Origin of the sequence: Bradyrhizobium sp. 159, from assembly GCF_023073795.1 — a bacterium.
GTDB lineage: Bacteria > Pseudomonadota > Alphaproteobacteria > Rhizobiales > Xanthobacteraceae > Bradyrhizobium.
On record NZ_JADPKE010000029.1, the window covers coordinates 180,854 to 204,435 of the forward strand.

General features: G+C 65.1%; 23 protein-coding genes. 12 read left to right on the plus strand and 11 right to left on the minus strand.

Going from position 1 to position 23,582, the window contains the following annotated elements; all coding sequences use genetic code 11:
- Nucleotides 1-128 precede the first annotated feature (128 nt).
- Nucleotides 129-368, plus strand: a complete 240-nt coding sequence (locus IVA96_RS06005) for a hypothetical protein (protein WP_247280827.1) — start codon at nucleotides 129-131, stop codon at nucleotides 366-368.
- 57 nt (nucleotides 369-425) lie between these two features.
- Here IVA96_RS06005 and IVA96_RS06010 read toward each other — a convergent pair whose 3' ends face one another.
- The 4 genes from IVA96_RS06010 to IVA96_RS06025 are packed head-to-tail and all read right to left on the minus strand — an operon-like array spanning nucleotide 426 to nucleotide 3,882.
- The gene (locus IVA96_RS06010) at nucleotides 426-1,712 is read right to left on the minus strand and encodes an FAD-binding oxidoreductase (protein WP_247416105.1); all 1,287 of its coding nucleotides are present in this window, start codon (nucleotides 1,710-1,712) and stop codon (nucleotides 426-428) included.
- A gap of 12 nt (nucleotides 1,713-1,724) precedes the next feature.
- On the minus strand, nucleotides 1,725-2,456 hold the full coding sequence (locus IVA96_RS06015; RefSeq protein ID WP_247280829.1) for an amino acid ABC transporter ATP-binding protein: 732 nt from the start codon (nucleotides 2,454-2,456) through the stop codon (nucleotides 1,725-1,727).
- Nucleotides 2,453-3,106, minus strand: a complete 654-nt coding sequence (locus IVA96_RS06020; protein ID WP_247416108.1) for an amino acid ABC transporter permease — start codon at nucleotides 3,104-3,106, stop codon at nucleotides 2,453-2,455. Before IVA96_RS06020 ends, IVA96_RS06015 begins: the two co-directional genes overlap by 4 nt.
- 17 nt (nucleotides 3,107-3,123) lie before the next feature.
- A complete protein-coding gene (locus tag IVA96_RS06025) occupies nucleotides 3,124-3,882 on the minus strand; it encodes an ABC transporter substrate-binding protein (RefSeq protein ID WP_247416111.1) in 759 nt (252 codons plus the stop codon).
- A 191-nt stretch (nucleotides 3,883-4,073) separates the two neighbouring features.
- Between IVA96_RS06025 and IVA96_RS06030 the strand changes: the two genes are divergently transcribed.
- A complete protein-coding gene (locus IVA96_RS06030) occupies nucleotides 4,074-4,721 on the plus strand; it encodes an XRE family transcriptional regulator (protein ID WP_247416114.1) in 648 nt (215 codons plus the stop codon).
- A gap of 163 nt (nucleotides 4,722-4,884) precedes the next feature.
- Here the strand turns inward: IVA96_RS06030 and IVA96_RS06035 are convergent, their stop codons facing one another.
- Nucleotides 4,885-6,150 (minus strand): D-amino acid dehydrogenase, encoded by a 1,266-nt coding sequence (locus IVA96_RS06035; protein WP_247416117.1) that lies wholly within the window; start codon nucleotides 6,148-6,150, stop codon nucleotides 4,885-4,887.
- A 71-nt stretch (nucleotides 6,151-6,221) separates the two neighbouring features.
- A complete protein-coding gene (locus IVA96_RS06040) occupies nucleotides 6,222-7,550 on the minus strand; it encodes an aspartate aminotransferase family protein (protein ID WP_247416118.1) in 1,329 nt (442 codons plus the stop codon).
- A 159-nt stretch (nucleotides 7,551-7,709) separates the two neighbouring features.
- On the opposite strand from IVA96_RS06040, the gene IVA96_RS06045 reads away from it, so the two are divergent.
- On the plus strand, nucleotides 7,710-8,258 hold the full coding sequence (locus IVA96_RS06045) for a cupin domain-containing protein (protein WP_247280835.1): 549 nt from the start codon (nucleotides 7,710-7,712) through the stop codon (nucleotides 8,256-8,258).
- Between the two features lie 144 nt (nucleotides 8,259-8,402).
- Here the strand turns inward: IVA96_RS06045 and IVA96_RS06050 are convergent, their stop codons facing one another.
- From IVA96_RS06050 to IVA96_RS06060, 3 genes are read right to left on the minus strand one after another with little or no spacing between them, the layout of a single operon-like run.
- Nucleotides 8,403-10,664, minus strand: a complete 2,262-nt coding sequence (locus IVA96_RS06050; protein ID WP_247416120.1) for a xanthine dehydrogenase family protein molybdopterin-binding subunit — start codon at nucleotides 10,662-10,664, stop codon at nucleotides 8,403-8,405.
- A complete protein-coding gene (locus IVA96_RS06055) occupies nucleotides 10,657-11,712 on the minus strand; it encodes a xanthine dehydrogenase family protein subunit M (RefSeq protein WP_247416122.1) in 1,056 nt (351 codons plus the stop codon). The genes IVA96_RS06050 and IVA96_RS06055 overlap by 8 nt, the downstream gene beginning before the upstream one ends.
- Nucleotides 11,709-12,206: a 2Fe-2S iron-sulfur cluster-binding protein gene (locus tag IVA96_RS06060; protein ID WP_247280838.1), complete on the minus strand. Its 498-nt coding sequence runs from the start codon at nucleotides 12,204-12,206 to the stop codon at nucleotides 11,709-11,711. Before IVA96_RS06060 ends, IVA96_RS06055 begins: the two co-directional genes overlap by 4 nt.
- A 238-nt stretch (nucleotides 12,207-12,444) precedes the next feature.
- Between IVA96_RS06060 and IVA96_RS06065 the strand changes: the two genes are divergently transcribed.
- Nucleotides 12,445-13,086, plus strand: coding sequence for a TetR/AcrR family transcriptional regulator (locus IVA96_RS06065; protein ID WP_247416171.1), 642 nt, complete (start codon nucleotides 12,445-12,447; stop codon nucleotides 13,084-13,086).
- Between the two features lie 55 nt (nucleotides 13,087-13,141).
- On the opposite strand, the gene IVA96_RS06070 is transcribed toward IVA96_RS06065, so the two are convergent.
- A complete protein-coding gene (locus IVA96_RS06070; RefSeq protein ID WP_247416174.1) occupies nucleotides 13,142-14,407 on the minus strand; it encodes an MFS transporter in 1,266 nt (421 codons plus the stop codon).
- 176 nt (nucleotides 14,408-14,583) lie between these two features.
- On the opposite strand from IVA96_RS06070, the gene IVA96_RS06075 reads away from it, so the two are divergent.
- From IVA96_RS06075 to IVA96_RS06110, 8 genes are all read left to right on the plus strand, one after another.
- Nucleotides 14,584-15,003: a hypothetical protein gene (locus IVA96_RS06075; RefSeq protein WP_247416125.1), complete on the plus strand. Its 420-nt coding sequence runs from the start codon at nucleotides 14,584-14,586 to the stop codon at nucleotides 15,001-15,003.
- Between the two features lie 73 nt (nucleotides 15,004-15,076).
- Nucleotides 15,077-15,373 carry a hypothetical protein gene (locus IVA96_RS06080; RefSeq protein WP_247280841.1) on the plus strand — a complete coding sequence of 99 codons (297 nt, stop codon included), beginning with the start codon at nucleotides 15,077-15,079 and terminating at the stop codon, nucleotides 15,371-15,373.
- Between the two features lie 9 nt (nucleotides 15,374-15,382).
- Complete coding sequence (locus IVA96_RS06085; protein ID WP_247280842.1) at nucleotides 15,383-16,822, plus strand: TolC family protein; 1,440 nt, start codon at nucleotides 15,383-15,385, stop codon at nucleotides 16,820-16,822.
- Nucleotides 16,823-16,835: 13 nt separating this feature from the next.
- On the plus strand, nucleotides 16,836-18,170 hold the full coding sequence (locus IVA96_RS06090) for a copper oxidase (RefSeq protein ID WP_247416129.1): 1,335 nt from the start codon (nucleotides 16,836-16,838) through the stop codon (nucleotides 18,168-18,170).
- A gap of 31 nt (nucleotides 18,171-18,201) precedes the next feature.
- The gene (locus IVA96_RS06095) at nucleotides 18,202-18,657 is read left to right on the plus strand and encodes a cupredoxin family protein (protein ID WP_247416176.1); all 456 of its coding nucleotides are present in this window, start codon (nucleotides 18,202-18,204) and stop codon (nucleotides 18,655-18,657) included.
- A gap of 17 nt (nucleotides 18,658-18,674) precedes the next feature.
- Complete coding sequence (locus IVA96_RS06100) at nucleotides 18,675-18,974, plus strand: copper-binding protein (protein WP_247416132.1); 300 nt, start codon at nucleotides 18,675-18,677, stop codon at nucleotides 18,972-18,974.
- Between the two features lie 321 nt (nucleotides 18,975-19,295).
- On the plus strand, nucleotides 19,296-21,437 hold the full coding sequence (flhA, locus tag IVA96_RS06105; protein WP_247416135.1) for a flagellar biosynthesis protein FlhA: 2,142 nt from the start codon (nucleotides 19,296-19,298) through the stop codon (nucleotides 21,435-21,437).
- Between the two features lie 293 nt (nucleotides 21,438-21,730).
- On the plus strand, nucleotides 21,731-21,931 hold the full coding sequence (locus tag IVA96_RS06110) for a hypothetical protein (RefSeq protein WP_247280847.1): 201 nt from the start codon (nucleotides 21,731-21,733) through the stop codon (nucleotides 21,929-21,931).
- Nucleotides 21,932-22,238: 307 nt separating this feature from the next.
- On the opposite strand, the gene IVA96_RS06115 is transcribed toward IVA96_RS06110, so the two are convergent.
- Nucleotides 22,239-23,456 (minus strand): NAD(P)/FAD-dependent oxidoreductase, encoded by a 1,218-nt coding sequence (locus IVA96_RS06115; protein WP_247416137.1) that lies wholly within the window; start codon nucleotides 23,454-23,456, stop codon nucleotides 22,239-22,241.
- Nucleotides 23,457-23,582: the final 126 nt, after the last annotated feature.

The following is a 23,582-nucleotide window of genomic DNA, read 5'->3' on the forward strand; positions in this document are numbered from 1 at the left end:
AACGCGGATCGAACTGGTGCGCGATTGCGCATCTGCGCGAGCGTCACGACTTCTCCACATTGGCAGGGAACTTACCTGCCCACCGTTCGTTCATTGAACGGACAAATGCGCTCGCCCCAGTGGAGGACATGATGAAGAAACTTGCGCTCGCCGCGTCGCTGATCGTTGCAGCCGGCCTCACATTTGCCGGCCCTGCCCTGGCCAAGGGCGGTCATGGACATGGTCATGGACACGGGCACGGTCATGGCCATGGTCACGCGATGGGCCATCATCACCATGGCACGCCGCCGGGATGGTACCACGGGCGCAAGGTCGGCTGGCGCGGCATGGGCTGCCCGCCCGGCCTGTGGAAACAGGGCCGCTGCTGAACATCGGATCGAGCAAGGCGCTGCCTCGGCGGCGCCTTCTCCAAATCCCTAACCGATCTATATGCCTAACCGATCTCTCATGCGGCCCGCGATGACGGCGCTCGTCACGCCGAGCGGCCAGAACGCGTGCATCGGGATCGGCTTGATGCCCGTGATGGGCATGTCGATCTCCACCTTTGGCCCGCCGATCAGCCTGCGCGCGAGCTGTGCGCCCATCGCGGTGGAGAGCGCAACGCCGCGGCCGTTGCAGCCGAGCGAGATCAGGATGTTCTCCGCGGGCTCATGCACATGCGGATAATGATCGCCGGTGATCGCGAGCCGGCTGTTCCAGCCATGCGTCCAGGCGACGCCCTTGAGCTGCGGCCATAGCCGCTCGGCGTAGCGCATGAGGTAGGCGACGTCGTTCGGCGACTTTATCCAACGCATCGGGCCGCGGCCGCCCATCAACAGGCGGTTCTGCTGATCGATGCGGTAATAGACCGTGATATAGCCGCTCTCGTAGAGCACGGGACGTGTCGGCATGATCGAGCGCGCGACAGCGTCCGAGAGCGGCGCAGTAGCGGCGATCGAGGAAAACACCGGCACGATGGTGCGTCGAAGTGCCGGCCAGAGATCGTCGGTGAAGCCGTTGGTGGCGAGCAGGACTTTTTCGGCATGCACGATCGCGCGCGGCGTCGCGATGCGCCAGCGCGTGCCGTCGCGGCGCAGCGACAGCGCCGGCGTCTCACCAAAAACCCTCGCGCCGGCCGAGATCGCCGCGCGCGCGAGGCCGCGAGCATAGCTGAGAGGATGCAGATCGCCGCCACGCGTATCCAGCATCGCCCCGATATAGCGATCGGTGCCGGTCATCACGCGCAACTGCTCGCGATTCAGGAATGACACCGGCATGCCGCGGCGGATGCATTGCTGCGCGGTGTTCTCGATCGCGGCGGCGCTGGCCTCGTTATAGGCGGCGCGCAGCGTGCCGTTCTGCCGCGCCTCGCAGGGAATCTGGTAACGGCGGATCAATTCGTGGGTGAAGTTCGTGGTGCCGTAGGAGAAGTCGATCATGCGGCGGCCGAGATCTGCGCCGAAATCGGCCTCGATCTGATCGGGATCGTGCTTCAATCCGGGATTGGTGTGGCCGCCATTGTTGCCGGACGCGCCCCAGCCGGGCTCCTGCGCCTCCAGCACCAATGCCTCGACACCCTGCTCGGCCAGATGCAACGCCGTGGACAGGCCGGTATAGCCGCCGCCGACGATCGCGACGGAGGCGGTGTTGTCGACATCGAGCGGCGGCGTGGCGACGGGCGCGATGGCGGTGTCGGCATAGACAGAGGGCGGCAGAGGCAGGCGCGCGTTCATGGCGAACACCGATCAGAGCGGATGCAGCACACGGCGCAAAAAATCCTGCGTGCGCGGATGCTGGGGTTGGTTGAGCAGCGCCTTGGCCGGCCCCTGCTCGACGATGACGCCGCCGTCGATGAACAGCACGCGGTCGGCGACGTCGCGGGCAAAGCCCATCTCGTGGGTGACGACGACCATGGTCATGCCGTCGTCGGCGAGCTTGCGCATCACGCCGAGGACGTCGCCGACCAGTTCAGGGTCGAGGGCCGAGGTCGGCTCGTCGAACAGGATCGCCTTGGGCTGCATCGCCAGCGCCCGCGCGATCGCGACGCGCTGCTGCTGGCCGCCCGAGAGTTGCGGCGGATGCGCATCGGCCTTCTCGGCGAGCCCGACCTGGGCGAGCAGCGCGCGGCCGCGTTCCAACGCTTGCGCACGCGGCTCCTTCTTCACATACAGCGGCCCCTCGATCACGTTCTCCAGCGCCGTGCGGTGTGGAAACAGGTTGAAGCGCTGAAACACCATCGAGACCCGGGTACGGATGTTCACGATCGACGGCGCGTCGCGGTCGACCTTCAATCCCTCGACGCTGATCTCGCCGCGGTCGTAGCTTTCGAGGCCGTTGATACAGCGCAAAATGGTCGACTTGCCGGAGCCTGATGGCCCGATGATGCAGACCACCTCGCCCTTCTGAACGGAGGCCGTGATGCCCTTGAGCACCTCGACTTTGCCAAAGCTCTTGTGGACGTCATTCAGTTCGATCATCGCTTGCCGGCCCGCTTCTCGAAGTGACGGACCAGCAGGATCAAGGGAATGCTCATGGTGAGATACATCAGCGCAACAAGGGTGAACACGCTGGTGTTCTTGAACGTCGACGAGGCGATCAGCTTGCCTTGCAGGGCAAGCTCGGCGACGGTGATGGTGGAGGCCTGCGAGGAATCCTTCAGCATCATGATCATGACGTTGCCGTAGGGAGGCAGCACGATGCGGACCGCCTGCGGCAGCACAACGCGGCGCATCGTCAGCCACCAGCCCATGCCGATCGACTGCGCCGCTTCGATCTGCCCCTTGTCAATCGCCTCGATACCGGCGCGGAAATTCTCGGCCTGATAGGCCGAGTAGGCAATGCCGAGCCCCAGGATTGCGGCCTGCAAGGCCGACAACGTGACGCCGAGATCCGGCATCACGAAGTAAAGATAGAACAACAGAACGATGATTGGGATGCCGCGGATCACGTTGATCAGACTGGCGCTGAGCATCGACAGCACCCTGATGCCCGAGACCCGCATCATCGCCCAGACGAGGCCGAGCACCGTCGAGAGCAGCAGCGAGCCGATGGTGACGACGATCATCAGCGCAACGCCGTTCAACAGGATCGGGAAGAACTCGACGGCGTCGCGCCAGAAGCCTTTCATCGGCCAGCCTTCATCGATCAACCTTGCGCCTTCAGACCCCATTTATCCAAGATCTTGGCAATGGTGCCGCTGGCCTTGAGCTTCGCGAGCGAGGCGTTGATCTTGCCCAGCAGCGCGGTCTCGCCCTTGCGCACGCCAATGCCGACCGAGCCGACCGTGACGGGCTTGTAGCCGTCGACCAGACGCACTTCGGGGAAGCCGCCCTGTTTCAGATTGTAGGCGAGGATCGGATAGTCGGCATAGCCGGCCTTGAGGCGGCCCGTGTTCACGTCGCGCAGGATGTCGGGAATGGTGTCGTAGGCTTTGACCTCGGCGAACAGGCCGGACTTCTTCAGCGCGTCGACGAAGGCAGTGCCGACCTGGGCGCCGACGGTCTCGCCCTTCAGATCTTCCTGAGACGCATAGACCTTGGTGTCGCTCTTCGGCACGACGAGGCCCTCGCCGTAAGTGTAGATCGGGTCGGAGAAGTCGACGACCTCCTTGCGCGGGGGCGTGATGAACATCGCAGCGGCGATGATGTCGATCTTGCTCGAGGTCAGCGACGGAATCAGCGCCGAGAACTGCATCGGCTCGATCTGCACGTTGAAACCGGCATCCTTGCCGATCTCGGTGACGAGATCGACCATGATGCCCTGAATGGTATTGGTCTTGGTATCGAGGAAGGTGAAGGGAATGCCTGTCGGCGTCGAGCCGACTTTCAGCACCTGCTGGGCCGAGGCCGGAGCCACGGCTGCAATTGCCAATGCCGCGACCGCGGCCAGACCAAAACGCTTCATCGCATCCCCCTTTGGGCCTGGCCGATGGCGGCGCTCGCGAATGTCGTCATCACACGTTGCAGGAGACGTTGCGGGTTACGCCGTTTCGGCCTATTTTCACCGATATGAAAATTTGGTCACACTTTCGCGGCCCGTGCAAGCGGTTTTCATGCACATGAAGGAAGCGGTCTGACGTGAGCGGTGGCAAAAGAATGCGCAAGCCGACCGCCGCCAAGTCGGCCAAGAAGGTGAAGGCCAAGACTAGACCCAAGGCCGTCACCGAGCCCGCGATGGACGTCGCGGTTGGCCGCCGTATCAGGGATCTCCGGCGCGTCAGGGAGTTTTCGCTGGAAGCGGTCGCGGCGCGCACGGATCTATCGATCGGCTTCCTCAGCCAGATCGAGCGCGGTCTTTCATCACCCTCGCTGCGCGTGCTGGCGACGCTCGCAGACGTGTTCGGCGTCGGCATCGCCGCACTGTTCGGCGCGAGCCCGAGCGCCGACGGCGGATCGGACCAGGTGGTGACGCGCGGGCTTCAGCGGCCCGAGCTGAAGCTCTGGCGCAGCGGCGTATCAAAGCAATTGCTGAGTCCGGCGAGCGCCGACAACAAGCTCAATCTGTTCCTGGTGCATCTGGAGCCCGGCGGCTCGACGGGCGACGAACTCTACACCCATGATGGCGAGGAGGCCGGGCTCGTGCTCGAAGGCGAGATGATGCTGACGGTAGACAGCGAGACGTGGTCGCTGAAGACCGGCGACAGCTTTCGCTTCGCCAGCAGCCGGCCGCACCGGTTTTCCAATCCTGCGCAGGATGCCAAGGCCGTGGTGCTGTGGGTGAATTGCGCGACGGGGGCGGGGTAGCCCCGTGTTCGCCTCTCTCGCCGCACTCGGCGTTGAGAGAAATGAGCCGCGCCGCCTCCACATCATCATTGCGAGGAGCCCTTGCGACGAAGCAATCCAGAGTGTCGCCGCGGAAAGATACTGGATTGCTTCGCTGCGCTCGCAATGACGAGCGGATGGAGCTTCACCCAAACCGATGCGCGTACCGGTCCACCGTCAGCGCGCTGACGTCGATGTCCGGATTTCTGCCCGACAGCATGTCGGCGAGCACGCGCCCCGAGCCGCAGGCCATGGTCCAGCCGAGCGTGCCGTGACCGGTGTTGAGGTGGAGGTTGGCGTATTGCGTTGGGCCGATCACGGGCGGGCCGTCCGGCGTCATCGGGCGCAGGCCGCTCCAGAACGTCGCCTTGGCGAGATCGCCGCCGCGTGGAAACAGGTCGGTCAGCGAATGATCGAGCGTGGCGCGGCGTGCATCGTAGAGCTTGCTCGAATAGCCGGAGATTTCCGCGGTGCCGCCGACGCGGATGCGATTGCCGAGGCGGGTGATCGCGACCTTGTAGCTCTCGTCCATCACGGTGGATTCCGGCGCGCCGGAGGCGTCCTTGATCGGCACCGTGATCGAATAGCCCTTCACCGGATAGACCGGGAGCGAAATGCCGAGCGGAGCCAGGAGCCGCGACGACCAGCTTCCGAGCGCGAGGACGTAAGCGTCTGCCTGCAACAGGCCGGCACTGGTTGCGATACCGCCGATGCGCGCGCCGTCGGTGACGATGCGATCGATGCTCGTGTTGAACATGAAGCGCACGCCGAGCGCCTCGGCGTGCTTGGCCAGCGCCTGCGTGAACATGTGGCAGTCGCCGGTCTCATCCTGGGGCAAGCGAAGCCCGCCGACGAACTTCTCCTTCACGCCGCCGAGCGCCGGCTCGACCGCAATGCAGCCCTCGCGGCTCAGCAACTCGAAAGGCACGCCGTACTGCTTGAGCACGGCGATGTCCTCGGCCGTGCCATCGAGCTGCGCCTGATAGCGGAACAGCTGCAGCGTTCCCTGCGAGCGTTCGTCATACTGAATACCGATGTCGCGGCGCAGATCGCGCAAGGAATCGCGGCTGTATTCCGCGATCGGAATCATCCGGCTCTTGTTGACCGCATAGCGCGCGCTGGTGCAGTTGCGCAGCAGCTTGAGCAGCCAGACCCACATGACAGGATCGAGCTTCGGCCGGATCACCAGCGGGCCGTGCTTCATCAACAGCCACTTGACCGCCTTCACCGGCACGCCTGGGCCGGCCCAAGGCGAGGAATAGCCGGGCGACACCTCGCCGGCATTGGCGAAAGAGGTCTCCAGCGCCGGCTCCGGCTGGCGGTCGACGACCGTCACCTCATGACCGGCACGCGCAAGATAGTAGGCAGAGGTGACACCGATGACACCGCTGCCGAGGATCAAGACTTTCACGCTTCGTCAAACTCCCGCGGCATCACGCGCGCCGCTGCAAGAAGAAACTCCGTGAACCGCAGGAGCAATTATCAGGCCACCTTCTTGATGGCATCGCCGAGGATCGAGACCATCTGGTCGATGTGGCTCTTCTCGACGATGAGCGGCGGCGACATCGCGAAGCTGTCGCCGCTCATGCGCAGGTAAAGCCCGGTGTTGAAGCAGTCGACCATCACGTCATAGCCGCGCGCGCCGATGACGCCGTCGCGCGGCGCGAGCTCGACCGCGGCCATCAGGCCGCAATTGCGGATGTCGACGACGTTCGGCAGCCCCTTCAGCGAATGCAGCGCATCGCGCCAATATTCGGCGATCGACGCGCCGCGCGTGAGCAGGCCTTCATCCTTGTAGATGTCGAGCGTCGCGATGCCGGCGGCGCAGGCGGTCGGATGCGCGGAATAAGTGTAGCCGTGGAACAGCTCCATCTGGTTCTCGGGGCCGACCATCAGGCCGTCATGTACCTTGCGGCTCGCGAACACCGCGCCGCAGGGAATGGTGCCGTTGGTGATGCCCTTGGCCGTCGTCATCAGGTCCGGCGTGACGCCGAAGAAGTTGGCGGCAAACGGCGTGCCCAGCCGGCCGAAGCCGGTGATGACCTCGTCGAAGATCAGGAGAATGCCGTGCTTGTCGCAAATCTCGCGCAGGCGCTGGAGATAGCCCTTCGGCGGCGGCAGCACCGCAGTCGAACCCGGCACTGGCTCGACGATGACCGCGGCGATCGTCTCGGCACCGTGCAGGCCGACCAGGCGCTCGAGATCGTCGGCAAGCTCGGCGCCGTGCTCAGGCTGATCCTTGGCGAAGGCGTTGCGGGTGAGATCGTGGGTGTGACGGATATGGTCGACGCCCGGCAGCAGGGTGGCGAAGGCGCGGCGATTGGCGACCATGCCGCCGACCGAGGTGCCGCCGAAGCCGACGCCGTGATAGCCGCGCTCGCGGCCGATCAGCCGGGTGCGGCTCGCCTGACCGTTGGCGCGGTGATAGGCCAGCGCGATCTTCAGCGCGGTGTCGACCGACTCGGAGCCGGAGTTGGTGAAGAAGACCCGATCGAGGCCCTTCGGCGCGATCTCGGCGAGACGCTCGGCGAAATCGAACGCCAGCGGATGGCCCATCTGGAACGACGGCGCGAAGTCCAGCGTCATGAGCTGGCGCTCGACCGCAGCCGCAATCTGCTTGCGGCCATGGCCAGCATTGACGCACCACAGGCCGGCGGAGCCATCGATCACCTTGCGGCCATCGACGGTGGTGTAGTGCATGCCCTCGGCCGAGGAGAACAGGCGGGGCGCCTTCTTGAACTGACGGTTGGCCGTGAACGGCATCCAGAACGAGTCGGTCTTGATAGTGTTCGGAATCTGATGAAGGGTCACGGCCGCGCTCCTTTGCTGACCTGCCAGCAGAGCCACGGCTTACAAAGCGCAACAAGTCCTTTTCTGATCAGCTGCAAGCCATTGATTTAATTGGAGCTGCCGGTCCATATTTGAGCGATCCGCAACACTTGCAACACGGACCAAGGCAAGGACCAGGGCATGAGCGTCGACATCGGTGGACGGCTGCGATTCATCCGAGCGCGCAACAAGCTGTCGCAGCGTGAGCTGGCAAAACGTGCCGGCGTCACCAATTCGACGATCTCGCTGATCGAATCCAACCAGATGAACCCCTCGGTCGGCGCGCTCAAGCGCATCCTTGACGGCATCCCGATGGGGCTCGCCGAGTTCTTCGCGCTGGAGCCGGAGTCGAGGCGCAAGATCTTCTACCGCGCGGAGGAACTGACCGAGGTCGGCAAGAAGCCGATCTCCTACCGGCAAGTCGGCGACAATCTGTTCGGCCGCAGCCTCCAGATCCTGAAGGAGCGCTACGAACCCGGCAGCGACACCGGGCGCGTCCACCTCGTCCATGACGGCGAGGAAGGCGGCATCGTGATCTCCGGAAAGCTCGAAGTCACCGTGGAGGACGAGCGGCGCATCCTCAACCCGGGCGATGCCTATTATTTCGAGAGCCGCCGCCCGCATCGCTTCCGCTGCGTCGGCGGCAAGCCGTGCGAAGTGATCTCGGCCTGCACGCCGCCGACGTTCTGATACGGGCGGTTCGCCCCCTCTCCCGCTTGCGGGAGAGGGTTGGTGAGAGGGTGTCTCCGCCGAAAGATTCTCTCTGCGGAGAAAGCCCTCACCCGGCGCTTCGCGCCGACCTCTCCCGCAAGGGGGACAGGTCAAGAAGAAGCCTCAACGCTGCGTCAGCAACTCCTCGATCCGGATCGGGAAGCGGCGGACACGCACGCCGGTCGCATGCCAGACCGCGTTGGCGACCGCGCCGGCGCTGCCGGTGATGCCGATCTCGCCGACACCCTTGATGCCCAGCGCATTGACGTGGGGGTCATGCTCCTCGACCGTGATCACGTCGAGCGGCGGCACGTCGGCATTCACGGGGATGTGGTACTCGCCGAGATTGGCGTTCATGATGCGGCCGGTACGGCGGTCGGTGATGGCCTCCTCGTGCAGCGCGAAGGACAGACCCCAGATCATGCCGCCGAACAGCTGGCTCTGCACCATCCGCGGATTGACGATGCGTCCCGCCGCGAAGGCGCCAACCATGCGGGTAACCCGGACCTGACCCAGCTCGGGATCGACCTTCACCTCAGCGAACACCGCGCCGTGGGCATGCATGGCGAATTCCTCCAGCGCCGCAGGGTTCGGCGCGCCGGTGCCGCGCGCCTCGACCTCGGAGATGCCAGCGCGGGCCAGGATCTCGGCATAGCTCTCGCCACGGCTTTCGTCGTCGCGTCGAAACAGCTTTCCGTCGCGCGCAACTACGCCGGCATTGCCGGCGCCGAACAGCGGCGAGCGCTCGTCATTCGTGGCGAGATCGGCGAGCTTTGCAATCACGGCCGCCCCGGCGCTATGGATCGCCGCACCCGCGGTCGCCGTGTGCGCCGAGCCACCAGCGATGCCCGCGTCGGGCAGGTCCGAGCTACCGGCCTTGAACTCCACGCGGTCGATGTCGAGCCCGAGTTCGTCGGCCGCGATCTGGGCCAACGCGGTCCAGGCGCCCTGCCCCATGTCATGCGCGCCGATCTCCATGGCGCCGGAGCCATCACGGCGGATCACCGCGCGCGCTTCGGCCTGGAACATCAGCGCCGGGAAGGTCGCGGTGCCCATGCCCCAGCCGACCAGCAGGCCGGCACCGTCGCCCATCTGCCGTGGCGGCAGCGGACGCTTCGCCCAGCCAAACCGCGCCGCGCCCTGCTCGTAGCAGGCGCGCAGCGCCTTGGACGAGAACGGTTTTCCGGTGATCGGCTCGACCTCGGCATAGTTCCTCAGGCGGAAAGCGAGCGGATCCATGCTGCAGGCCCAGGCCATCTCGTCGATCGCACTTTCGAGCGCGATCGATCCCGTCGCCTCGCCAGGCGCGCGCATGAACAACGGCGTGCCGGTGTTGACGCGGACCGCGTCATGTGTGGTGCGGATTGCAGGCGCCGCATAGAGCGTGTGCGAGGCATCGGCCGCGGGCTCGTAAAAATCATCGAACGTGCTCGATACGGTTCTGGCGTGATGATCGAGCGCGGTCAGGCGCCCCTCGCCGTTCGCGCCGATGCGCAGCCGCTGGCGCGTCGGCGCACGGTGACCGACCGGGCCATACATTTGCTCACGGCGCAGCACGAGCTTGACCGGCCTGCCGACCAGCTTCGCCGCCATCAAGCCGAGGATCTGCGGACCGGTCAAGAATCCCTTCGACCCGAAGCCGCCACCGAGAAAGGGGCTGCGGATGTGAATCTTCTCGGGCGCGAGGCCGAACAGCTCGGCGACGCGCGCGCGGGCCATCACCATGGCCTGGCTCGGCGTGTCAATGGAGAGTGTATCGCCGTCCCAATGCGCCACGATCGCATGCGGCTCCATTGCGTTGTGATATTGCGACGGCGTCTCGTAGATCGCATCGATCCGCTTCTCGGCAGAGGCAAGGCCCGCCTCGACATCGCCGTGGTGATGCGCCGCGGGGTTGCCGACGCCGACCACCGGCGGCACGAAGCTTTCGCCGGCCTCGAGGCCGACAAGCGGGGGCAGCGTGTCGTATCGCGGCGCCAGCAGCGCCGCGCCTTCCGTTGCGGCCTCCAGCGTCTCCGCGATCACGACGGCGATCGGCTGGTTGGCGTAGCGGACCTCATTGCTCTGCAACACCTCCATCCGGAAAACGAACGGGTTGGTCTTGATGTCCGGGTCGATCGCGAGCGCTGGCTTGTGGTCGAGGGTCATGACGTCCACGACGCCGGGATGGCGCTTGGCGGCGGCGACGTCGAGCGAGATCACGTGACCCCGCGCGATACTGGCCACGGCCATCACCGCAAACAGCATGCCCGGCGGATGATTGTCGGCGGCATAGGTCGCTCGCCCCGTGACCTTGAGGACGCCGTCACGGCGCGTCAGCGGTTGGCCGATATTCGAGCCATGGCGCAGATGGGCGGGCGCACTCGTGAGATTGAGCTCAGGCATGGACGGCTCCGGAAGTCGAGGCAAAGGGAGAGGCCGGCAGCGCCGGCGGGCGCGCGGGCGTGCCCGCCGCGGCCAGGGTCAACGCGCGCACGAGAATACGGTGCGCGAGCTCGATCTTGTAAGCATTGTCACCGGACGGCTTTGCATCAGTGAGCGCGCGCCAGGCGGCGTCCCGGAAGGCGTCGGCCATGGGCGTGACATTCCTGAGAACGTCCTCCGCGGCGCGGGCACGCCAGGGCTTTGCCGCGACGCCGCCAAGCGCAAGCCGCGCCTCGGCGATCTTGCCGTTCTCGATCCGCAACGCGGCCGCAGCCGATACCACGGCAAAGGCATAAGACGTACGCTCACGAACCTTGAGGTAGCGCGCATGCGCGGCAAAGCTGCGCGCCGCCGGCGGCAGGCGCAGCGCAATGATGAGGTCGCCGGGTTCGAGCGCCGTATCGCGCTCCGGGGTGTTGCCGGGCAGGCGGTGCAGTTCGTCGAGCGCGATCTCGCGCCGGCCGGTCCTGCCCTCGATCTCGACAACGGCGTCGAGTGCGACCAGCGGGACGCAGAAATCGGACGGATGCGTGGCGATGCAGCTCTCGCTCCAGCCGAGCACGGCGTGACTGCGGTTCTCGCCGTCGCGGGCGTCGCAGCCGCTGCCGGCCTCGCGCTTGTTGCAACGGCTCGCCGTGTCATAGAAATACGCGCAGCGCGTCCGTTGCAAGAGATTGCCGCCGACCGTGGCTGCGTTGCGCAGTTGCGCGGATGCACCGGAGAGGAGCGCTTCGGCGACCGCGGGATACGATCTCGCGAATTCGGAATCATGCGCGAGATCGGCGTTGCTGACGAGCGCGCCGACGCGCAACGACCCGTCGGCGAGACGTTCGATCCGATCGAGTCCATCAAGATGCGTGACGTCGACGAGACGATCCGGACGGCTGACGCCGCCCTTCATCAGATCGAGCAGATTGGTGCCGGCGGCGAGATAGACGGCGCCCGGCTGGGCCGCGGCGGCAATGGCCTCGGCAACCGTGCCGGGCCTGACATAATCGAACGGCTTCATGCGGAGCGCCTCTGATTGGATTCGTCCATGCGTGCTTGTGCGTCAAGCACGGCATCGACGATGCCGGCATAGGCGCCGCAGCGGCACAGATTGCCGCTCATGCATTCGCGGATGCGCTCGGGATCGTTGCCGGCCTGCGCTTCACTCATCATGCCGATGGCGCTCATGATCTGGCCGGGCGTGCAGAAGCCGCACTGGAAGCCGTCGTGGGCGATGAAGGCGGCCTGCACGGGATGAAGCTGGTCGCCGCGCGCAACGCCCTCGATGGTGAGAATGTCGGCGCCATCATGACTGATGGCGAGCGCGAGGCAGGAATTGATGCGCTTGCCGTCGACGAGAATGGTGCAGGCGCCGCACTGGCCGCGGTCGCATCCCTTCTTGGTTCCGGTCAGATGGAGGCGCTCACGCAGAAGATCGAGCAGCGTGACGCGCGGGTCGTCGAGGTCGAAATCGCGCCGCACACCGTTCACGGTGAGGCTGATGGAGTGGTTCATACAAGGCTCCGATCAGATTTGGTCATGAGTCATCGCGCAGCGTGCCACCGCCGTGGCCGCGGCCGATACACATCGGCCAGGCGGGAGCCGGGCCAACACTCGGGGGAAGATACGGAGGCACCCTCCGCTTAGCAAGGGCCGTCGCGAAAATATTGGAATTCGTCAAAGCCCGTGCGCAAACAAGGCGATGCAGCTAGCCAGGGTTCAATCTAACCAATTCGTGATCTACACTGCCGGCATGGACGACCAGACCGACCAGACCCGGAAGCCCCGCGCCGATGCCGTGCGCAATCGCGAGCGCGTGCTCGAAGCCGCGAAAGTCGTGTTCAGCGCCGGCGGCCCGGAAGCGAGCCTCGAAGCTGTGGCAAAGCGTGCCGGTGTCGGCATCGGCACGCTCTATCGGCATTTCCCGACACGCGAGGATTTGTTCGAGGCGGTCTACCGCCGCGAGGTCGAGCAGCTCAGCGAGCTCGCCGAGCATCTGCGAAGCGCCAACGATCCGGTCGACGCGCTGCGACGGTGGCTGCGCTCCGCCGTCGAATTCGTTGCCACAAAGAAAGGCATGTCGGCCGCGCTGGCACTGACCTATCAGAGCTCGTCGGAGCTCGCCGCCTTCTCGATGGAGCGGCTGACCAAGGCGATCGGCTCGCTGCTCGACCGCGCCGTCGCAGCCGGTCAGATGCGCGGCGATGTCAGCCCGGAGGACCTGCTCAGGGCCCTGATCGGCATGTGCTACATGCACGACCAGCCCGGCTGGCAGTCCTCGGTGCTGCGCATGCTCGATGTGTTCGTGGACGGGCTGCGGGTGCAGCCCCGCACCAAGGCCAGGACGCGCGCCGCCGCCAAACCTGCGAAGCGGGGCGCGAAGCGCAAGCGATAGCCGACGGCGGCTACAAGATCACCGGAGGCTCGCTGCTGAAAGCCGGACAGGAGGCCTAAGTCGCAAAGCCCGGGCCAGCCTTCGTCGCGTTCATCCGCGAGCGGATCAGCAGCAACACGACGATGCCGATGTTCAGCGCGTTCCATGCCACGCCGTTCGCAAACGCCGCGGCATACGAGCCGGTGGCATCGAAGATGACGCCCGACACCCAGCCGCCGAAGGACATGCCGAACACGGACGCAAAGATCACGATGCCGACGCGCGTCGCGGCTTCGCTCGCCGGCATCGCCTCGCGCACGATGATGGCATAGCTCGGCACGATGCCACCCTGGAACAGGCCGAACATCGCGGAGATGAGATAGAGCGAGGTGAGGCTGTCGAAAAACAAATAGAACACCAACGCAAAGCCTTGCGCCAGCGATCCCACCAGCAGCGTGCGGATACCGCCGATCTTGTCGGCGAGATAGCCCGAGCCGATCCGGCTGACGATGCCGCAGCCCATCATCAGCGACAGCATCTCGGCGCCGCGCGCGACGCCATAGCCGAGATCGCCGCAATAGGCGACGATATGCACCTGAGGCATCGCCATGGCGACACAGCAGGAGATGCTGGCAATCGAGAGCAGCACCGTCAGCGTGTTGGTCGACAGCTTCAGATCGACTTGAGGCGGCGGTGCATTGGCGTGATCGCGGATATGATCGTCGCCCATCTGCGCGCGGAGGACGAGGACGAGAAGTGCCATCGTGCTCGCGCAGACGATGCCGATGCCGATATGGGTATAGCGCCAGCCGGCGGTCTGTGTGCCCCAGCTCACAATCGGCGGCCACATCGTGCCGGCGACATAATTGCCACTGGCGACGATGGTCACGGCTAGCCCCCGATAGCGCTCGAACCAATGCGAGGCTTCCGCCATCAGCGGCGCGAAGGTCGCGGAGGTGCCAAGGCCGATCAGGAAATACGCCGCCACGAACTGCCAGAGCTGAGTTGATAAGCCCGCGAGCACATTGGCGACGCCGAGGAAGGCGATGCTGATTGCCATCGCGGGCACGATGCCGAACCGGTCGGTGATCTTGCCGGCGATCACGCCGCCCAGCCCGAAACCGAACATCATGAGCGTGAAGGCCAGCGACACCGCGCCGCGTGTGGCACCGAATTCCGCCTGCACCACGGGAATCACGACCACGACCGCCCACATGCCGACGGCGCCGATCGAGCCGATCACAAGCGCAATCGCGAGCCGCACCCAGGCCTGACGGGAATCAGGCGTGAAGGAGGCCGGTCTCTGTCCTGGGTGATTTGGCGCAAGCACGGTCGGGACCATGTTCGCTGGACGCTTCATGGTCAAGCATCGTGGCGCGATATTGGGCATGCGCGGTGCGCTGCGGTAAGAAGGAGCTTGGCGAAGGCGCGTTTTGCCATTAATTTGCAATCAGCGTGTGCAACACCGCCGCGCGGGGAACTTAACGACGCAATATGTTGCTGCGATTGACACGATCGATGCGGATCAAGCTGGGGCGCTTCGTTGCCTTGGCCTATCTGTTCTGCGTGGTCGCGCCGGCAGCAGGTCTCGCCTGGAGCAATGGCCCGGCGCGCTGCCTGGATGAGGCCGTGCTGGCTGACCTCGTGCCGGCGCATCATCAGATGGCGGCCAGCCACGCCCATGACGGCACCTCGCATCACCACGCCGGATCACATACGCATCACCAGACCGCCGAACAGGACGCGCCAGCCTCGCATCATCATGGCGGCAAGGGAACAGTCGGACCCTGCTGCGCGATGATGTGCGTGAGCGCGCTGCCGGCCGATCTGCCCAGCGTGGCCAAGCCGCTTCTGCCTGTCGCCGCCTGTGCAACCGAGATCGTGGCGATCCTGCACAGCGCAGCGCCGCCCCTGCACTACCGTCCTCCCATCGCCTGATCTGACGCGACGGCATCAGGTCGAGCGCATCCGCGCGCGCGCCTGTGGTCTTACGACAGATCAGGGATGAATCATGCTTACGCTTTCCGGGGCGAAGTCCGCGGCAGCACTCGCTGCGCGTGGACGACACTTTCGACACGATTGGCCGCTGCTGGCCTTGGCGCTGGTCTTGGCCGCATTGGCGTTGTCCGGCTGCATGCCGGCAACGATACCCGTCGCCAGTGCGGACCCTGCCGATCCCGCGGCCAAGGTCGCGTCTGTCGGCTATCGGTCGACGATTGCGCCCTACACGAGCCTGCGGCCTGCGGCGCCGGCCCCATGGCGCGGCCGCAACGACGCGGTCACACCGCAGCCAAAACAAGAGCAGTAGGAGCGCGCCATGATACATCATCTCGCGCGCCCCCTGCTCGCTCTCGCCGCGCTCGGTCTTTGCGCAGCCGGTCTTGCCGGCTGTGCTGCGTTCTCGCCCGACAGCGGCATGACGACAGTCTCGGAGCTGACGAATCAGAGCATCAACAAGGACGTCGCCTTCGTGCGAACAACCGAGGGCGCCGGCGCGGTTGACGGGCGCGTGCGCCAATTGCTGTCGCGGACATTGACCGCAGATGCTGCCGTGCAGATTGCGCTGCTCAACAACAAGGGATTGCAAGCGGCCTATAACGAGCTGGCGCTCGCCGAGACCGATCTGGTCGAGCAGAGTCTGCCGCCCAATCCCGTGTTTTCGATCTCGCGGATCTCAGGCAATGGCGCCAGCGAGATCGAGCGCCAGGTAGTCGGCGATATCCTTGCGCTCGCCACCCTGCCGTTCCGCTCCGACATCGCGCGCGACCGCTTTCGCCAGGCCCAGTTGCGCGCCGCACTGGCAACGCTGCGGCTCGCCGCGGACGTCCGCAGCGCTTATTGGCGCGCCGTTGCCGGCAACGAGATGGTGGTGCTGCTGACCGACGCGAAAGCGACGGCGGAATCGACCGCACAGCTCGCGGTCAAGCTCGGTGAGACCGGCTCACTCAACAAGCTCGACCAAGCACGCGAGCAGGTGTTTTACGCCGAGACCACCGCCGACCTCGCCACCGCGCGGCAAACGACGGCAAGCGCCCGCGAAAGGCTCGCGCGCCTGATGGGGCTGTGGGACGGCGGCCTCGACTTCCGCCTGCCCAACCAATTACCGCCGCTGCCGCGACGCCCGCACGCGTTGCCCACGATCGAAGCCGACGCGGTCGCACATCGCATCGACTTACAGATCGCGCGGCTGGAGCTGACAGCGCTGGCGAAGTCGCTGAACCTCACCGAGGCGACGCGCTTCGTCACCCTGCTCGATCTCGCCGGCATCTCCCGCCGCACCCGGGATCCGGAAGGCCCCCCGTTTCGCGAGCGCGGCTTCGACGTGCAGTTCCAGATTCCGCTCTTCGACGGCGGCGAGGTGCGCGTGCGGCAGGCGGCGGAGATCTACAACTTCGCCTTCAACCGCCTCACCGAGCGCGCCGTCAATGTGCGTTCGGAAGCACGCGACGCTTATCGCATCTATCGTTCCAGCTACGACATCGCCAGCCACTACCAGCGCGAGATCGTTCCTTTGCGAAAAATCATCACCGAGGAGATGCAGCTGCGCTTCTCCAGTATGCAGGTCGATATTTTTGCGCTGCTCACCGAGGCACGGCAGCGCCTCGCGTCGCTGCGCGGCGCCATCGACGCCAAGCAACGATTCTTCCTCGCGCAGTCCGGCTTGCAGACCGCCGTCAATGGCGGCGGCTCCCCTGCAGCCGGCAGCGACAATCCAACCACCATCGCCGCGGCAGCGCCTGCCGATGGCGGCCACTGAGATGGAGGCCAGCATGTTTTCCCGCCGAGGATTTTTGGGCACTGCCGCGCTCGTCAGCGCCTCCGCGATTCAGGGCCGCGTCCAGGCCGCTTCGATTCCGGAGGCTGCGCATATGGACAAGGTGGTGATGCAGCCGCCGCTGCATCCGATCAGCGGCCCGGACTATCGTCCCGTGGTCACGCTGAACGGCTGGTCGCTGCCGTTCCGCATGAACGGCGACTGGAAGGAATTCCATCTCGTCGCCGAGCCCGTGGTGCGCGAATTCGCCGAAGGCATGAAGGTGAATTTGTGGGGCTATAACGGCCAGTCGCCGGGCCCGACCATCGAAGCCGTCGAGGGCGACAAGCTCCGCATCTTCGTCACCAACAAGCTGCCCGAATACACCACCGTGCACTGGCACGGCATGATCATTCCCAGCGGCATGGATGGTGTCGGCGGGCTGAACCAGCCGCATATCCAGCCGGGAAAAACCTTCGTCTACGAGTTCGAGATGAAGAAGAGCGGAACCTTCATGTATCACCCGCATTCCGACGAAATGGTGCAGATGGCGATGGGCATGATGGGCATGGTCGTCGTGCATCCGCGCGATTCGAGCTTCCGGCCCGTGGACCGCGACTTCGTCTTCGTGATGAGCACCTATCGCGTCGATCCCGGCACCTATCTGCCGCAGGTCAACGAGATGACCGACTTCAACATGTGGACCTGGAACGCGCGGGTGTTTCCCGGCATCGATCCGCTGCCGGTCAGGCTCGGCGACAACGTGCGCGTGCGCATCGGCAATCTCAGCATGACCAACCATCCGATCCATCTGCACGGCCACAGCTTTGCCGTGACCTGCACCGACGGCGGCTGGATTCCGGAGAGCGCGCAATATCCGGAGACCACGACGGACGTCCCGGTCGGCGCGGTGCGTGTGTTCGACGTGCTCGCGGACAATCCCGGCGATTGGGCGTTCCATTGCCACAAGTCGCACCACACCATGAATGCGATGGGCCATGACGTGCGCAACCTGATCGGCGTATCGCGCAAGGATCTCGCCAAGGCCGTCGGCAAGCTCGCGCCCGACAGCATGGCGATGGGTTCGACCGGCATGGCGATGGGCAACATGGAGATGCCCGCGCCCGACAACACGCTGCCGATGATGACCGGTACCGGCCAGTTCGGGCCGATTGAGATGGGCGGAATGTTCACGGTGATGAAGATTCGCGAAGAGCTCGCGCGCGACGACTATCGCGATCCCGGCCCCTACCAATTCCCGAAAGGCACTGTCGCGTATGAGGTCACGCCGCCGGCCGTTGAGCCGGCACGACAAAAATCAGGCAGTTCGCCAATGAAGCACAAGATGTGAGCGTTCGATGAACCACCAACTGGAGACGACGATGAAGAAAACGATCAGGCTCGCCCTGGCGCTGACCGCGCTCTCGGCCGTGCCGGCCCTTGCCCACGACAAGCACGGGCACGGGACCTTTTCGGCCGGCGAGCCCGGCAATCCCAACAAGCCCGCGCGCACCATCGAGATTCTGATGAACGAGATGGACTACACACCCGCCAGGATCGAAGTCAAACGCGGCGAGCAGATTCGCTTCGTCCTGCGCAACGTCGGCAAGGAGGACCATGAATTCCTGCTCGCGACACCTAAGGAGAATCTCGCCCATGCGGTGGAGATGAAGAAGCATCCGCACATGGAGCACGACGACCCGAACGGGGTGCGTCTCGCCCCGAACAAGACGGCCGAGATCCTCTGGAAGTTCAGCAAGGCCGGCACGTTCGAATTTTCCTGTCTGATTCCCGACCACCGCGAGTACGGCATGGTCGGCCACGTCACCGTGAAGTAACGAAAAGGGAGACTGCCATGAACCGCATCATCCGTATCACTGCTGCGCTGGCGCTGACGTTAGGCGGTGCCACTGGAGCCCTGGCCGGCGCTGCCTCGATCAGCGGCGAGGTCAAGAAGATCGACGAGGGCGCCGGTAAGATCACGCTCAAGCACGGCCCCGCGAAAAGCCTCGGCATGGAGGAACCCATGACCATGGTCTACCGCGTCAAGGATCCCGCGATGCTGAAGCAGGTGAAGGTCGGCGATAAGGTGACCTTCGAGGCCGAGGAGGCCGCCTCGGGTTATTCGGTGACCAAGATGGAGAAGGCGAAGTAGGGCGGCCTTCCCTCTGCGTCATTCCGGGGGCGGCTCGAAGAGCCGAACCCGGAATCCCGAGAATTTCGGGTTCGATGCTCCGCATCGCCCCGCAAATGACTCCCAAAAACCCCTCGCCTCGCTCTTCCGCACCCTCCGTTAACCCTTTGCTAACCATACACCGGGCAAAAATTGCCGGGTGAAGTCGAGTGTCGTCAGCCGCGTAGAACGGGAGCCCCCGTGGACGCCAGTGCGGTGCCTCACTTTCGGAACGGCGGCCCCTCGGCCGCTGCGCAGACGTTTGGGGCGCGCGGACGGCAGTCGCGCGGGGAGGCAGCTACCATGGTCGATGTCACCGCGGGACAAGGCGTAGGCGGGGCAAGGCCCGGGATCCCCTCCGTCTCCGAAATCGTCAACGTCCTCAAGCGCGGCGATATCGCGCTGGCGCTCGGCATCCTCACCATCCTGGTGGTGCTGATCCTCCCCCTGCCCGCGATCGTGCTGGACCTGTTCCTGGCGATCTCGATCACGCTCTCGATCCTGATCCTGATGACGTCGCTGTTCATCCAGGCGCCGCTGGAATTCTCCGCCTTCCCGACCATCCTGCTGATCTCGACCATGCTGCGCCTGTCGCTCAACATGGCCTCGACCCGGCTGATCCTGTCGCACGGGCACGAGGGCACGGCTGCCGCCGGTCACGTCATCGAGGCCTTCGGCAGCTTCGTGATGGGCGGCAATTTCGTCATCGGTATCATCGTCTTCGCCATCCTGATCATCGTCAACTTCGTCGTCATCACCAAGGGTTCGGGCCGCATCGCGGAGGTCGCCGCCCGCTTCCACCTCGACGCCATGCCCGGCAAGCAGATGGCGATCGACGCCGACCTCTCCGCCGGCCTGATCGACGAGAAGGTCGCCAAGGAGCGACGCAAGGAACTGGAGGATGAGAGCGGCTTCTTCGGTGCCATGGACGGCGCCTCCAAGTTCGTGCGCGGCGATGCCATCGCCGGCCTGCTGATCGTCTTCATCAACGTGGTCGGCGGCATGATCATCGGCGTGGCGCAGCAGGGCATGTCATTCGCCGACGCCGGCCGCAGCTACACGCTCCTGACCGTTGGTGACGGCCTCGTCACCCAGGTGCCGGCGCTGATCGTCTCGACCGCGGCCGGCCTGCTCGTCTCCAAGGCCGGCGTCTCCGGCGCCGCCGACAAGGCGTTGATGAAGCAGTTCTCCGGCTATCCGCAGGCGCTGGCCATGTCCTCGGCGGTGATGCTGGTGCTAGCCGCGCTGCCGGGCATTCCGACCCTCCCCTTCCTCGCGCTCGGCGCCGGCGCCGGCGCGCTCGCCTGGCAGGCGCGCACCAACAAGAGGATCAGCATTAAGGCCGAGGAAGCCGCCAAGGCCGCGCCTGCTCCGGGCACGCCGGGTGCGCCGGGCGCGGCTGCGGCCGAAGAGCCGATCTCGGCTGCGCTCAAGATCGACGACCTCAAGATCGAGCTCGGCTATGCCCTGCTGCCGCTGGTCAACGGCCCCGATGGCACCGACCGCCTCACCGAGCAGATCAAGGCGCTGCGCCGCTCGCTCGCGGTCGAAATGGGTTTCGTGATGCCGGCGGTGCGCATCCTCGACAACGTTCAGCTCGAGGCCAACACTTACATCATCAAGATCAAGGAGGTCGACGCTGGCAGCGGCAAGATCTGGCCGAACCAGTTCATGGTCATGGACCCCGGCGGCAGCCAGGTGCAGGTGCCCGGCATCCACACCACCGAGCCGACCTTCGGCCTGCCTGCGACCTGGGTGGACGCCAGCTTCAAGGAAGAGGCCTCGCTCAAGGGCTACACCGTGGTCGACGCCGCGACCGTGCTCTCGACCCAGCTCACCGAGCTGCTCAAGGCCAACATGTCGGACCTGCTCTCTTATGGCGAGGTGCAGAAGCTGCTCAAGGAGCTGCCGAAGGAGCAGAGCGAGCTGGTCAAGGACATCGTGCCGGGACAGGTCACGGTCTCCGGCATCCAGCGCGTGCTGCAACTCCTGCTGGCCGAGCGCATCTCGATCCGCGACCTCTCGACCATCCTCGAAGGCATCGCCGACTCGCTCGCCTTCTCACGCAATCCCGCGACCATGGTCGAGCATGTCCGCGCCCGGCTGGCGCGGCAGATCTGCGCGCAGAACACCTCCTACAACGGCTATTTGCCGCTGATCGCGCTATCGGCACGCTGGGAACAGGCATTTGCCGAGTCGATCATCGGCCAGGGCGAAGAGCGCAGCCTTGCGATGCAGCCCTCTAAACTCTCTGAGTTCATGACCGCTGTGCGCGAGGCGTTCGAGCGCGCCGCCCGCGAAGGCGAGGCGCCGGTGCTGGTCACCTCTGCCGCAATTCGTCCCTTCGTCCGCTCCCTGGTGGAACGGTTCCGGGCCCAGACGACCGTGCTGTCGCAGGCCGAAATCCACCCTAGAGCGAGGTTGAAAACAGTCGGAAGCATCTGATTTGGCTCAAGAAGCCGCGTGTTTTTTGGCCACATGCAAATGGTTTTTGAGTTCTTGGCGGCTTGCGGGCCAAAAGCCGAAAAGGCGCCTCACAGGCAATTAAATTGTTGAAATAATTATATAATCGAACGACCAAAGATCGCTTTTGATCGCGACCTTTCACGTCCTGTCACGCTCTTGTGATGGCCTCTTGGGAACGAATCCTCCCAATACTAGGTTGTTGGGCACCGGAAGCATGAACCTGCCTGAATGGGCTGGCGACTACTTCGGGTAGATGGCGGCAGGAGGCTTCCATGAACCACTCGATCTACAGCGCAGACCGCGCGACCCATCTGAAGATTGTGGTCGTGGCCCTCGTCGCAGGGATCGTAGTGGCGGGCCTCGGCATCACGGCACGCACGGGTTCGGATGAAGGCCTGACCCAGAGCGCCCGCGTCATCAAGGCCGGCCAGCCGGTCGTGATTACCAGTTCGAACGCGTCCCTCGTTCGCTAAGGAGACCTGACGAGTTTTGTGAATTCACGCGGCTCTTTACCAGCCCCCCAAAGTCGCCACGTGGATATGTAGACGACCCCAACCCCAAGTCGACTACAGAAAGCGCCCGCCCCCCACGGGCGCTTTCTCATGTCTGGGGTATGTTGCGGAAAATGAATTCGGCGCGGATGTAGCCAGCGATACCACGACGGTCACAATTGCGATTCCCCGCAAAGGCGGACAATCCAGTGCGCCGCGGACGGCTCGTTTTCCATTCCTTTTGGAATACTGGATCACCCCTTCGCGGACGATGACAGTGCGCTTGCGGCTACCGCGCCCGGTACGTCGGCGGCGGCGTCTGCACCGTCGGCGCCGCGGCAGCGAAGAGCTCGTCCCTGCTGCCCGTGAGCGGCGGATAGATGCGCCTGCGGTTGATCGTCTCCTTGGTCACTTTCGCGGCCGCGCCGGTGGCGCGCACCTCACGATTCCAGCCTTCCGTGTAGAGCGCGCCCCAGGTGCCGAGATCGAGCACGGTCACGTACCAGTCGATCCGCAACGGCAGCATCGGCAGACCGGCGAGATCAGCCACCACGTTGTGACCGGCGAAGCGGCCCATGGGGCGCGCGAACTGACAGGACATCACGGTCGGATGCAGCCCGTCGATCACGCTCGAGGCAACGTCGCCGGCCGCGAACACACCGCCGACATCCGCAACCCGCATGAAAGGATCGACCAGGATGCGCCCGAGGCGATCGCGCGCGTCCGGAAAGCTCGCCGCCAAGGGGCTTGCACGGAGCCCGGCACACCAAATCACTGTCTGCGCCGAAATGAACTCGCCCGAACTCAGGCGCATGCCGGCAGCCTCGACCGAGACGACGCGCACACCAAGCCGCATCTCGACATCGAGCGAGGCCAAGGCCGTCTCGATCACGGGACGCGCCTGCGCGCCGATGGTGGCGCCGACCGCTGGATTGGGATCGACGAGGACGATGCGGCGGCTGCCGCTGATGCCCGCACGCGTCAGCCTCGCGGGCATCTCGGCCGCGACCTCGATGCCGGTGAAGCCGGCGCCGACCACTACCACCGTCGAACGCCCCGGCGCCGGCACGCTGCGTCCAAGCGAGACGAGATGATCCTCGAGGCGGAGCGCCGCGGCATAGGTATCGACGTCGAAAGCGTGCTCGGCAAGGCCTGGAATGTCGGGACGCATCACCTCGCTGCCGAGCGCCAGCACGAGGCGGTCATAGTCCAACCTCTCCTCACCGCCGCTCGTGACCAGCGAGATTTCACGTCGTGTCGGATCGATGGCTTCAACTTCGCCGATGCCGTGGCTGACGCCGATCGGATCGAGCAGTTGCGGCAGCGGTAGCGCGACCTCGCCGAGGTCGGCCTCGTAATTGCGGACGCGGATGTTGTGATAGGGATTGCGGTCGACGAGACGGATATCGATGTCGCTGTTCGCGCCGATCTCGTCGCGCTTGCGCGCAGCGCCGATGGCCGCCCACAGGCCTGCAAACCCGGCGCCGAGCACGACGATACGCGCCATGTCCGCCTACTGCGCTTTCCCAACGGCCGATACGAGCGACCGACATGCGGATCGAGCGATCCGCCGCAGCCAGATATAGCGCATTCGGCCGCCTTGACCAACTGCGGCAGCATTGACGCGCCGGAC